This is a genomic window from Methanohalophilus euhalobius, from assembly GCF_900215215.1.
Lineage (GTDB): Archaea > Halobacteriota > Methanosarcinia > Methanosarcinales > Methanosarcinaceae > Methanohalophilus > Methanohalophilus euhalobius.
On sequence record NZ_OBDR01000005.1, the window covers coordinates 47,252 to 59,500 of the forward strand.

The 12,249-nt window shown below is 44.9% G+C and carries 11 protein-coding genes; 3 read left to right on the plus strand and 8 right to left on the minus strand.

Annotation, left to right across the window (positions count from 1 at the left end):
* Positions 1 to 89: 89 nt before the first annotated feature.
* The 5 genes from CP947_RS06040 to CP947_RS06060 form a co-directional block, all read right to left on the minus strand.
* Entirely contained in the window at positions 90 to 425 is a 336-nt protein-coding gene (locus tag CP947_RS06040; protein WP_096712335.1) for a transcriptional regulator, read from the minus strand.
* A 108-nt stretch (positions 426 to 533) separates the two neighbouring features.
* Positions 534 to 2,165: a tRNA uridine(34) 5-carboxymethylaminomethyl modification radical SAM/GNAT enzyme Elp3 gene (locus CP947_RS06045; protein WP_096712336.1), complete on the minus strand. Its 1,632-nt coding sequence runs from the start codon at positions 2,163 to 2,165 to the stop codon at positions 534 to 536.
* Entirely contained in the window at positions 2,158 to 3,189 is a 1,032-nt protein-coding gene (locus CP947_RS06050) for an AAA family ATPase (RefSeq protein ID WP_096712337.1), read from the minus strand. Before CP947_RS06050 ends, CP947_RS06045 begins: the two co-directional genes overlap by 8 nt.
* Positions 3,186 to 4,877: a preprotein translocase subunit SecD gene (locus CP947_RS06055; RefSeq protein WP_096712338.1), complete on the minus strand. Its 1,692-nt coding sequence runs from the start codon at positions 4,875 to 4,877 to the stop codon at positions 3,186 to 3,188. Before CP947_RS06055 ends, CP947_RS06050 begins: the two co-directional genes overlap by 4 nt.
* Positions 4,874 to 5,770 carry a protein translocase subunit SecF gene (locus CP947_RS06060; protein ID WP_096712339.1) on the minus strand — a complete coding sequence of 299 codons (897 nt, stop codon included), beginning with the start codon at positions 5,768 to 5,770 and terminating at the stop codon, positions 4,874 to 4,876. The genes CP947_RS06055 and CP947_RS06060 overlap by 4 nt, the downstream gene beginning before the upstream one ends.
* Positions 5,771 to 5,945: 175 nt before the next feature.
* Between CP947_RS06060 and CP947_RS06065 the strand changes: the two genes are divergently transcribed.
* Positions 5,946 to 6,416 carry a deoxycytidylate deaminase gene (locus tag CP947_RS06065; RefSeq protein ID WP_096712340.1) on the plus strand — a complete coding sequence of 157 codons (471 nt, stop codon included), beginning with the start codon at positions 5,946 to 5,948 and terminating at the stop codon, positions 6,414 to 6,416.
* Here the strand turns inward: CP947_RS06065 and CP947_RS06070 are convergent.
* The 3 genes from CP947_RS06070 to CP947_RS06080 all read right to left on the minus strand — a co-directional run bounded on the left by CP947_RS06070 (position 6,393) and on the right by CP947_RS06080 (position 9,499).
* Positions 6,393 to 7,154: a coenzyme F420-0:L-glutamate ligase gene (locus CP947_RS06070; protein WP_164909036.1), complete on the minus strand. Its 762-nt coding sequence runs from the start codon at positions 7,152 to 7,154 to the stop codon at positions 6,393 to 6,395. The genes CP947_RS06065 and CP947_RS06070 overlap by 24 nt on opposite strands.
* A gap of 615 nt (positions 7,155 to 7,769) precedes the next feature.
* Positions 7,770 to 8,234, minus strand: a complete 465-nt coding sequence (locus CP947_RS06075) for an Hsp20/alpha crystallin family protein (protein ID WP_096712342.1) — start codon at positions 8,232 to 8,234, stop codon at positions 7,770 to 7,772.
* 80 nt (positions 8,235 to 8,314) lie between these two features.
* Positions 8,315 to 9,499, minus strand: coding sequence for a cofactor-independent phosphoglycerate mutase (locus CP947_RS06080; RefSeq protein ID WP_096712343.1), 1,185 nt, complete (start codon positions 9,497 to 9,499; stop codon positions 8,315 to 8,317).
* An 85-nt stretch (positions 9,500 to 9,584) separates the two neighbouring features.
* On the opposite strand from CP947_RS06080, the gene CP947_RS06085 reads away from it, so the two are divergent.
* Both CP947_RS06085 and CP947_RS06090 read left to right on the plus strand, forming a co-directional pair.
* Positions 9,585 to 10,775 (plus strand): hypothetical protein, encoded by a 1,191-nt coding sequence (locus tag CP947_RS06085; protein WP_096712344.1) that lies wholly within the window; start codon positions 9,585 to 9,587, stop codon positions 10,773 to 10,775.
* 69 nt (positions 10,776 to 10,844) lie between these two features.
* Positions 10,845 to 12,239 carry an aspartate kinase gene (locus CP947_RS06090; RefSeq protein ID WP_096712345.1) on the plus strand — a complete coding sequence of 465 codons (1,395 nt, stop codon included), beginning with the start codon at positions 10,845 to 10,847 and terminating at the stop codon, positions 12,237 to 12,239.
* Positions 12,240 to 12,249 lie beyond the last annotated feature (10 nt).

The following is a 12,249-nucleotide window of genomic DNA, read 5'->3' on the forward strand; positions in this document are numbered from 1 at the left end:
AATGAAGATGTATTATACATTAATTATTCTGCTGAAGATTAATCACAGTGATTAATATGAATTTTTCTTCACTCAGAAATATGTTATCTTTATTGAACTGTAAAAAAGACTTTTCTGCCATTTCTGTACTTGTGTACATGACCCATACGTACAAGCTGATTGAGATAATTGCTTTCAACTGCTCTTTCCTTAGATGTTTTTTCCGAAATCTGTGCAGCGGTTGCAGTTCCCATTTCAAATAAGACGGTCGCTGTCGTGCGCAAATGATCCGGCAGGGAAAGAAGGGTCATTACATCGAGCTCATTTAAACCATCTTCCTGTGAAACATGAGACGAAGAATCCTGCTGGAATAACAGCCTGTCGAGCTTATCATTGATTTCATTCAAAGCTACAAGAATATTGTTCATTTCAACTTCTGAAACCATGTGACCACCATAATTTGTATCCTGGTATTACAGTAATACTGTATTCCAATAAAACTATAAAAAAGTACAGTATACACAGAAAAGAATTGAACTACTCCACGCTTACGCTTAAAGATATTTTACCATATAAGGGCCTTCCAGAACATAACCCAGTTTCCGGTAATATTCACGTACACCAATACCGCTGATAATACTGAGTTTTTCAAAACCGGCATCTTTTGCCATTTTCTCAGCCTCAGAAATCAACCTGAGACCATAACCCCTGTGTTGCCAGTCGTGATCCTTTGCAGATCCACCCACGACAACCATTGAACCATAAACATGTAATTCCCGTACAAGAGCCGAATTATCAAGTTCAGGCCGATGTGGATTGTTCGGAAACCTCAACCTCAAAAATCCAATCAAGATGTCCTGACTGACATCCTCGAACGATAGGAAATGTTCCTCCCCTCCACAGGAAGAGTAGGATTGCACCATAAATTCAATATCTTCTATTGAAGGTGGCCTTTCTTTCAGGATATTATGACCAACTTCCCTGCAACGTATACAACTGCATTTGCCACCTTTTTGCAGAAGTCGCTGGCCTGCAAGCTGGCGAATATTACTCTTTTTCACACCGGCCAATATCTGCTGTGCAGGAATATCCCGCTGGATACGTTGCAGCCGCACCCACCTGGGGAGCATTGCTTTTATGTCAGCAAGCAGTTCCACAGCTTCTTCATCATAGAGGGGATCGTACTTGCCTGCCCTCCACATTTTTTCAAGCTCTGTACCTTCGGTTACAAGAGTGGGATAGATCTTCAGGAAATCCGGCATGAAACGTGAATCACTGAACAGTTTTTTAAATCCCCGCAGGTCCCGCTCATTATCCGAACCCGGAAGACGGGGCATTATATGGAAACCTACTTTCAGGCCACTATCGCGTAATACGCGATTTGCCTCAGCGGTGTCGGCAACTGTATGGCCCCGACGCATCCTTGAAAGTACAAAATCGTATACACTTTGCACCCCGATTTCTACTTTTGTAGCACCAAAATCCAGAAGCCGGTCTACCTCCACAGGAGATGTCCAGTCGGGACGTGTCTCATAGGTTATACCTATGTTGCGAACCGCAGAACTTTCATTGGTCTCCTGTACATCTTCGATAGGAATATAGCCGTAAACATTATGGACACTATCCCGCCATTGATGCCCCTTAAAATCATTCATCGCCTCAAGACAACGTTTGGTGAACCATTCCTGGTAATCCATATTACGGGATGTAAATGTACCTCCCATGACTATAAGTTCTGCCTTATCGACTTCGTGCCCGATTTCCTGCAACTGTTTCAGGCGTGCGTGCACTATCCTGTAGGGGTCATACTCATACTGTATACCCCGCATGGCGGCGGGCTCCCTTCCCATATAACTCTGAGGAGACTCAAAAGCAGATGCAGGCCCGCCGGGGCAGGGCACACATACACCGTGAGGACAGGGTGCAGGAGATGTCATAACCGCAATAACCGCCACACCGGATATTGTCCTTACAGGTTTACGCCGCAGCCGGCTGCGCACATATTCCTTTTCACTATCAGAAGCAGCGGCTATGACATCGGAATTACGAGGAAGAGTTGACAGCCCATATTGCCTGCTTATGTTCAATTTTTCCCTGTTGAATTGCACTTTATCCAATGTTAAATCTTCAAGAACCAGCTCAACAAGTTTCCTGCAGGCTTTAGCAAAATCACTCTCATCAGACATTGGCCATCTCCGTGACCAGTCGTTCAAGATGTATCCTGTCGTTAGCGGCACTCCTGACATTCAGGTCAGCATCGGCAATCTTCAACAGGACCCGGGCAAGGATTGCGGGAGATTCACCGGTATCATTCACAATCCGATATAAATGCCTGACAATTTCCACCCCTGACATACCGTCTTCAATAAGCATTTTATCAATCGCTTTACGTGCCAGGGGAAAATCCGCAGCTGAGATGGCTTCCTGAAGGGAAGAAACACCCGCAGGTACATCTTCCATTACTACCTCAAAGATTATGTCTGCAGATAGTTTTTCGCCGGCATGTTGAAGAGCTGCAGACTGGAGAAGCCGCAGAGCACAGTCCACGTTGCCCTTACAATGACGCGCAAGACTTACGAGAGCTTCTGGTTCATAAGCAAGACCCTCCCTATCAGCAACATCACCAAGGAAACCTACAAGTTCTTCATCCGACACGTAGGTGAAAAATAATTGCAGACCACGGGAGCGCAGAGGGGAGATCAGTCTTGAGGGTTGGGTTGTGGAAAAGATGAACCTGCAGGTGCGACTGTAGCGTTCCATAATCCGGCGCAAAGCATGCTGGGCGCTTTCATTGAGGGATTCCGCACTATCGACAAAGATTATCTTATAATCTGCATCAATTGAGCCCATACTTGCATATTCATTTACCAGGTCCTTAAATATTGAAATTACACTTGACCTGATCTTTTTGGGATCATCCGTACCCAGAAAACGCACAAAACGTTTGTCCCTTACAAGATAACGTTTCCCCTGATCGAAAAAATCTGAGGCATTGAAATAGGTGAAGTTGTGCTCAAAGTTATCACCATAAATGCCTCTTGCAAGAGCAAATACAGCAGATGCTTTTCCACTTCCTGCAGGACCGTGGACTACAAGGTGTGGCAATTTCCCGGAAGATACCAGATGTTGCATTATCGATATTGCCTTCTCATTGCCTACAAAATCACCCAGGTACTGTGGCCTGTATTTCAATATCCAGAGACCTTTCATTGCTTCTCTCCTTTTTCCTGAAGCACTTCCTTTATCACCTTACCGTATACCGGACGGGCAATAAGTACACCAATCAATACACCGACAATGGTAGTTATGGCGAAACCTTTCAGGGCCCCAAAGCCCATGACAACCAGGGGCGACATTGCAATGATCGTGGTTGCAGCGGCTGCAAAGATTATGCTGAAAGCCCGGGCAATTCTCGAAAGGTAAACCTTTGTCGGTGGTAATTTGCCCTCATAGAGTACCTCGTCGGTAATTATCACAAGGTGATCGATACCCGTACCTATCACTGCTATTATACCGGCAATGCTTGGAAGGTCAAGTTGCCACCCTACAGCTGCAGCAAACCCGAGGATCATGAGTACTTCACTAACAGAAGTTGCCACCATCGGCACAAGAATCTGTTTTTTACCATAACGTCTGTAGACCACACCGGCAACTGCAAGCATTGAAAGCAATCCTGCAAGCACTGCCTGTTTCTTGAACTGGTCTCCCAGTGAAGCATCGACCTGTCCGGAACCTACGAGCTCCACATTGACCGGCAGGGCTCCTGCACGCAGGTGTATCTGGAGTTGCTCGGCCTGTGCCTTACTTTCATTATCTGCACCTGTGGAAGCTTCCCAGGAATAAATTGGGTTCGTCCTTATACGGGATGCAGCTGAAGGGCTTAGCGGAGCACCATATACTTCCTTATCATCAAGATACATGTAAAGCCAGTGAGAATTGGGATCGTTTACTGCACCTGTCTCTATTGCAGCTTCTTGGAGAGCGTTTGCCCCATCAAGGGTCAGCTTAAATGGAGTGTACCACTGTCCATCATGACGTGAGGGGACACCGACACTGGAAATATCGTCACCGTAGAGCACATGTTTGGTATTGTTGCCTTCGGTTTGTATCCGTATTTCAAATTTACCAGGTTTTTGGGCAATCTCCTTGGCAGTTGTAAGATCGATACCTGCAAAGTCCATCAGTATGTATTCATCACCCACCGTACGTACCGGTATATCCTTCAGACCAAGGGCATTGAGTTTTTCACTGAGGATCTCTTTAGTAAGGTCCCGTGTCTCTGTGCGCACACCCTTCCGATAGAGTTTGTCACCGTTTTCATCGGTCAGCAGAGAACCGCCAACATCAGCCAATAAATTTTCAACAGTTTCCTGTTCTGCTTTGGTCCTGATTTCATATTCCACACCGCCGGGAACTGCATAGGGAATTACCTCGGCATTGAGTTCCTCGGAGAGATATGTGGCTATCAGTTGTTGTTCTGTTGTGTAAAGAGTGATCTCTGAAAGATTGCCTTCTCTACTTACTGAAGAATCACTCAGACCCAGTTGATTTAGCTGGGATTGGGTCACTGAAGCTTGTGTTTTTAGGGAGATGGTGATTGTGGATTGCCCTTCAGAGGGTGGTATGACATTCACGACTTCAACCGGAGAGCCAACAATATTTTCGACAAGAGCACTTGCAGTCATTCCAGAGTCTACATTGGCCTGTATTACAGCACCCTGCAGGCTTACCTGTAACCAGGAACCCCCTTCAAGATCAAGTCCATAATCGAGGTTGGTATCAAAACCTTCATCTGCCGAATACCAGGGCTGGATTGCAACAAGAGAAAGCAGAATGGCTATTATGAATATACGTACACGCCAGTCACTCAACAGCCCCTTTGGTTTTTCTTCGCTCATGTCTTCACCCCCTTGGGATTCTTATTCACATACCACCTGAGGATGCCCGTATTCAACAGCCAGGTATTCATCAGGTCAGCAAGTAGACCGAATATCAGTACAATGGAAATGTCAGATAAGAGGTTTATCTGTGAGACAGTTGAAGTCAGGACATAAGAATATGTGGAAACAATATACATAACCACTAGCGCTGCAAGGGTCGTGGTGGTCATCGTAATACCTGTATGCATTGCTAGGGATATTTTTTCATTTGCAGATCCGCGCCGTTTGAGTACACGGGTTGTGAGTAAGATATCACTGTCAACAGAGTAACCAATAAGCATCAATAAAGCTGCAACTGTACCAAGGGATAGTTCAATTCCTGTGATATTCATGAATGCAGCGGCTATGCTGATATCGGAAAGTGCAGAAAGGACCACTGCTACGGAGGGTATGGTGCTGCGGAAGATAAGGAAAACTACTATTGCCATGCCTATAAAGGACAGAACTACAGCCTGGAGAGCCTGTACCTGCAAATCCTTGCCGTAGACAGCTCCTACCTGCCGGATCTCTACGGATGAATACGCAGATGTTATTTTCTTTTCAAGTTCCAGCTGTTCGTCATTGTCCATAGGCCCAAACTGGAGTACTGCCCTTTGTCCGGTTTTACGTACATCGGCCAGAGAATATCCTGAATAATCGACCTCCAGTTTTTCTATCGGGTCGTCTGTCTGGAAGGAAATCATTGTTCCGCCCTTAAATTCCATACCCAGGTTCACAGGGGACCCGGATGTGGAATACACAAATACCATAATCAGTAAGGCTATTGCAAACACCGCAAGAGGTATAGTTACAAGTTGCCTCTCATTATGGTTTTTAATGAAGTTTTCAAGTTTATCAATAAACAGCGCCATAAATTGTATGCTCCGATAACATAGACTCAGAAGTCAAATTACACTTTTCCATACTATGAAGTAATATATACTATTTTCTTGTGTTATTGCTTTTTGGTGAATTTTCTCAAGGCCAGATTTCTGGAAAAGAGCTATACATAACTAATATATACTGCCGACAACCCATTTTACAGGCATGCCATACAGACCATCTGTTGACGAATACTTTCTTGAGATCGCTACCGTAATAGCCAAAAGATCCACATGCCTTCGCAACCGGGTGGGAGCGGTTATCGTGCGGGATAAACAAATCCTTTCCACAGGTTACAACGGAGCCCCAAGTAATATGGAACACTGCCTGGATATCGGATGTATCCGGCAAAAAAACAATATCGAATCAGGAACACGTCATGAGAAATGCCGGGCAGTGCATGCCGAACAGAATGCCATAATCCAGGCAGCACTGCACGGAGCTGGAATCGAAGGGGCAACCCTCTACTGTACACACCAACCCTGCATCCTGTGTACCAAAATGATAATCAATGCCCGGATAAAACGGGTGGTTTACCTGACATCATATCCGGATACTGATGCCCTGGATTTCTTTAATGATGCAGGAGTGGAGATAATAAACCTGCCAGTATCAAGACTCCTGGAAGATGCGTAAGGCCTTCTTTATAATATCCATGTTGTCCGGCCGGTAAAGCTGGCGGGCAGATGTTTTTTCCTCGGTAAACAGGGGTATGCCCCGTACAACAACTACCGGATTACCTCCACTCCCTTCTCCCATCAGCAGGTTTGCAGCAGCTGCCACTTCATCGGCAACCGCCTCCTCACTGATCTGCATTTCATAACCGAAAAGGTCCTTTGTACCTCTCCAGTAATAAATGGGTGTAGCATGATACAGCCCTATTGCAACACCTGTCTGACCCAGTCTGAAAGCCCTGCCATTGGTGTCAGTTACCACAACAGCAACCCTGCAACCTGTAATCTCTTCAACTCTCTCTCCTATACTTCTGGCACTGGCATCCGCATCCCGGGGGAGATCGGCAAGTAAATCGTTCTCGACATTGGAATCATCCACTCCCGCATTGATACATACATGTGCCCTGTCGGATTGCACAAGCATTACAGGAGATTCGACAAAACACTCACTGCACCTGTCCAGTACCGCCTCTACAAGCCGTGGGTCTTTATCGTCCTTTTTGCCAATCCCGATTGCCCGATCAGAGGGCGTAATGTCGTCAAGGGAAAACAGTTCATTTTCGGCTTTTGCAATGATGGTAGAAGCAATAACCAGCACATCGCCATCTTCCAGAGCGGCACGCTCACATATCATAGCCGCAATGTCGTCACCGGGTTTTACAAGGGGTATATCATCAACAGTAAAGGCTTCCATCCTCACCTTTTTTCAACTCCACAGAAAAATACAGCAGCTCATGAACGTCGGGAGTGCAGAGGGTCGTGGAAACCCATGACTTTAGTCGTGGGAGGAAACGTACCCTCGCCGCCCTTTTCACCTCTTATACTTTTTATTGTTTTTAAATATGAAATGAAATAAATACTATCAGCCCCTATATTATGTTGAGGAACAAACTGTCCTGATACCCCTTGTGGGAAAGGCACAATCCGACAGGAAGTAAACGGTTGAAGTTCAGGGTAACAGTTTGAACACATTGCTCTTTCGGGCAAGGTGGTTGGTAACAACCCCGTGGAAACGACATTTGAAGCGTCTCGATTGAGTAGGCTGCCACTTTCGTAAGAAAGTCTAACCCGTTGTCCGGGCAGTGTCAACCAGTCATATGCGAAATGAATGTTACTTGTTAACATGATGATTTACCTGCAAGCCCTCTACTTTAGTCGTGGGTAGTTGACAAATAATACTAGCCCTATATATTGACCTGCGGCGATGATGAGAGTTACCCCCACTGAGCAAAGTATGAGGACAGAACTTAGCTGATGCCGCAAAAAATGAAACCTCCCTGCAACCTGCAGAGAGGTAATATCACATTTAGCTAATTTATTCGATTGGGATCTTCGGCTTTTCAGCTTCTTTGGTTTTTGGTAATGTGACTGTCAGCACCCCTTCCTCAAGTTTGGCCGTGGCGCCTTCCTCAGTCACAGAAGCCGGCAAAGAGACAGCCCTGGAGAAACTTGAATAACTGCGCTCTTTCTGGAAATAACCTTCTTCCTCCTTCTCTTCTTCCTTCTTGCACGTTGCACTGATCTCAATCATGCCCTCGGATACACTGATGTCCACATCCTTCTTATCGACTCCAGGAAGATCTGTGGTGACAACTACTGAATCATCCTTTTCCTGGACATCCACAAGGGGAGCCAGAGTTTCGCCCCCTTTCCACTGTACCGAAGGTAAGAATTCCCTGAAAAGGTCGTTTAGGTAATCCTGCGTCTGTTTTATCTCATCGAATGGATCCCATCTGCTTACTGAAGGTGAATTTTCCCTGCGTATTAATCCTCTTTTCATATTATACCACTCCTGTTATTCCTGTTTTGAAATAACAGACATAATATGTGCATGTACTTCTATAAGAAGATTGCGGTTGCTCAAAGGGATAGCATGGTATGTATCAAGTCACAACCCCTGACAGTTGAAAGAATACCATCTGCTGCTGCATCTTCTGAGTAGGTTTTGACAATATCAGCATCCTTATTGAAAGATGGATAAATCACAAAGGGTACAGGATCGGGCGTATGAGTCCTAACTACAATTGGTGTAGGGTGGTCAGGAAGGACAAGTACGTTACACTCTTCAGACATTTTATCTATTCCTTCAAGGATGGTACCCACAACTTTGGAATCAAAATCCTCGACTGCCTGTATCTTGGCCTCCAGACTACCCATATGTCCCGCTTCATCCGGAGCTTCCACATGGACAAAAACAATGTCATGATCTTTCAGGGATTCAAGAGCATATTCTGCCTTACCTACATAATTTGTATCAAGATATCCGGTAGCTCCGGGAACTTCAATCACGTCCATTCCTCCACAGATACCCAGACCCTTGATAAGATCCACTGCAGATATTACAGCTGCTTTTAGTCCGTACATTTCTTCAAAAGAAGGCATCGAAGGAGCATAGCCCTGACCCCAGAACCATATGGAATTGGCAGGTCTCTTTCCCTCTTCAATGCGTTTTTTATTAACAGGATGCTCGGAAAGAATATCCCAGGATGCCCTTATCAATTCTTCCAGTTTTTCTGCTGAATCCCTCATTGGCATGTGATTTGAGGCCGGGTTCTCAATCACATCATGAGGAGGAGTACAGATAGCCTCCACACCAAATTGGGCAACCATAAGATGGCGATAGCTGATCCCCGGATAAAAATGGACATCTCCACCCAGTTCATCCTCAATTGCCTGCATGAGTTGACTTGCTTCTTCGGTGGAAATATGACCGCCACTGTGATCCAGTATATTACCATTTTCAATTGTTATCAGGTTACAACGAAAAGCAACATCATTTTTATCCAGCTCAATTCCCATACTTGCTGCTTCCAAGGGAGCACGTCCCGAATAATGTTTGGCAGGATCATAACCCAGAATGGACATATTAGCCACATCACTACCTGCGGGCATCCCATCCGGAACATTGGTAGCCAGCCCGTTTATTCCCTCCAGTGCCATACGGTCCATGTTGGGAATATCCGCAGCTTCTAATACAGTTTTGTCTCCCAGTTCCCTAATAGGATAATCTGCCATTCCGTCACCGATTAATACAATATGTTTCATACAAACACCTGCCATCTTTTTAAATACAAAACTGCCAATTATTCATAAGACAATTAAAAATATAATCATACAAGGGTGAGGACTAATGAAATATATACGTTTTGCAACTGCCGTCATTTGTGTATTCATAATCTTCTGTGGTTTTGCCAGTGCTGCAGAAGAAATAGAGGAACAAATCCAGCATGCTGAAATCACGGTGGGAGCAGGAGACAGCATCGTACTGGATCAGGGTTATTCCATCAATGTAATTGATATAAACAGTGAAAATGGAGATTTGCTCATAGAAGTTTACGTTGATGAGAAAAAGGTAGAACAGGGAATTGTCAAAGAAAATAAGCCTTTCAGATATCTGAAGACAATAGAAGATGAGGATGATGAAGAAACTGACTACCTGATATTCAATGTCAGCCTGCAGGATACTGAAGAAAAGGACGGCGAAACATATTCCGAGATCATAATCAAACAGTATATCGATCCAGAAATTGCTCCTGATGACTATTTGATATCGGAAAAATCAGATAAGTCGAACAAGTCGTTGTCCATGATTATCGGAAAAGAAACAGAACTTAAAGAAGATTACACCATCAAGGCAACAGATCTTGACGATAAAACCGTAACTATCACACTTCGTAAAAACGGCAACATTGTAAAAATGACAGAAGACCTTGGTGAGGGGGATGTTTTTGCCTATACACGCAAAAATGGAGATCGTCTGAGGACTATTTTTATGGGAGAAATTGATACAATATTTGAAACTACGGATTCGGATCATGTAATCCTAAAAAAAGTTATTCAAAAAACCGATAAGGTAATGGGGGAAGGACTGGAAATCAAAATAGAAGTCCCTGAAAAAAGTCCGGCAAATGAAAAAGCCATCATAAGTTACACCCTTGATGGTTATGCAGACAAAGTCGAGATCTATGTAGATGGAAATCTCATTGACCAGAGAAAAGAAGTATATGAAGATACCTACGACGCAGTTACCGACAGATTAAGCACCGGGGAGTACAATATCAAGGCAAAAGCAATAACATCCGAAGGAATGGTGGTATCCGAGTCTGCGCTGTTGATTGTGGGGGACATAGCAAAAGAAGAAAGCCCGGGAAATGGCGCCGCAGCTATCATTGAGAAGGCAAAAAATGTGACTTCAAGTGCATCAGAGGCTGTGGACAAGATCTATGAAACTGCCAATACCCTGGAAAAAACTCCTGCACCTGGCGCATTTTTTGCTATATTCATACTTCTGGGAGCATGGGTGTGTTGCAGGAGGAGGTGACAATATTTATATGCGCTTCTTCCCTATAACAGCCAGAATTTTACAAATCATCAATAACGTGATACTAATATGAGATATGTAATGAAATTCGGTGGGACATCCATTGAAAATGGGAAAAAGATTCGCCATGTCGCAGAATTACTGAAAGACTACAGGGAACAGGGCCACGAAATCGTGGCAGTGACCTCGGCCCTTGGTGGAGTCACCGACGGGCTGATGGAAATAGGTATTGATGCGTCCCATAAAGGCAAAGTATCCCGGGTAAAGGAATTTATGGCAGAGCTTGCCAAGAAACACTACGATGCAATTGAGATAGCCATCGATGATGCCAGGATTGCCGATGAAACAATCCGCACGATCGATGCTCTTATTGATGAACTCGAAAAAGCACTCATTGGTATCTGTTATCTGGGGGAACTCTCCCCGCGTTCCATAGATTACATATCCTCCTATGGGGAACGTCTTGCAGCTCCTGTTGTTAGCGGAGCTGTGCAAAGTCAGGGAATTAATTCCAGATCATTTACCGGTGGAGAGGCAGGCATTGTAACCAATAGTGAATATGGTTGTGCCAGACCTTTCGAGAAAACATATGAAAATGTTGGAAACATCCTGAAAAGGGTTGTTGCAACACATGTTCCTATAGTTACCGGTTTTATCGCAGAGAATGAAGAAAGAATTATTACTACCCTGGGACGCAGTGGATCTGATTTCACTGCTTCGATAATAGGGGCTGCTATAGAGGCTGATGAGATATGGTTATGGAAAGAAGTTCACGGCATAATGACCAGTGATCCCCGGATTGTCCCTGATGCACGTCCGATACCCCAGATATCCTATATTGAAGCAATGGAACTCTCCTATTTCGGCGCAAAGGTACTCCATCCCCGTACAATTGAACCTGCGATCAAGCATGGAATACCCGTACGGGTGAAAAATACATTTGATCCTGAATTTGAAGGAACATTGATTGTTTCAGACCAGCGACTGCGCAAGGATGTAGTAAAAGCCGTGACCCTAATACGATCGGTAGCCGCAATAAACATCTCTGGGGCCGGCATGGTGGGTGCAATCGGTACAGCTGCCAGAGTATTTTCCACACTCGCCAATGCTGGGGTGAACATCATAATGATAAGCCAGAGTTCCTCGGAAGCAAACATGTCATTCGTTGTGGATGAGGCTCATCTGGAAAATGCTGTAGCTGCCCTGAAATCCGAGATAAACCGGGATGTAATAGGAGATGTGGCCTGCGACAGGAATATCTGTGTGGTAGCGGTTGTAGGTGCCGGAATGGATGGCATCCCGGGTGTGGCAGGCAGGGTATTCAGCACACTGGGCAGGGAAAAAATAAATGTTATCATGATCAGCCAGGGATCTTCCCAGCACAACATTTCATTCGTGGTCAGTTCCGATGAAGCTGAAGAGGCAGTACGCCTGTTAAACCATGAGTTTGAACTTGGAAATTAAAACAGAGGGA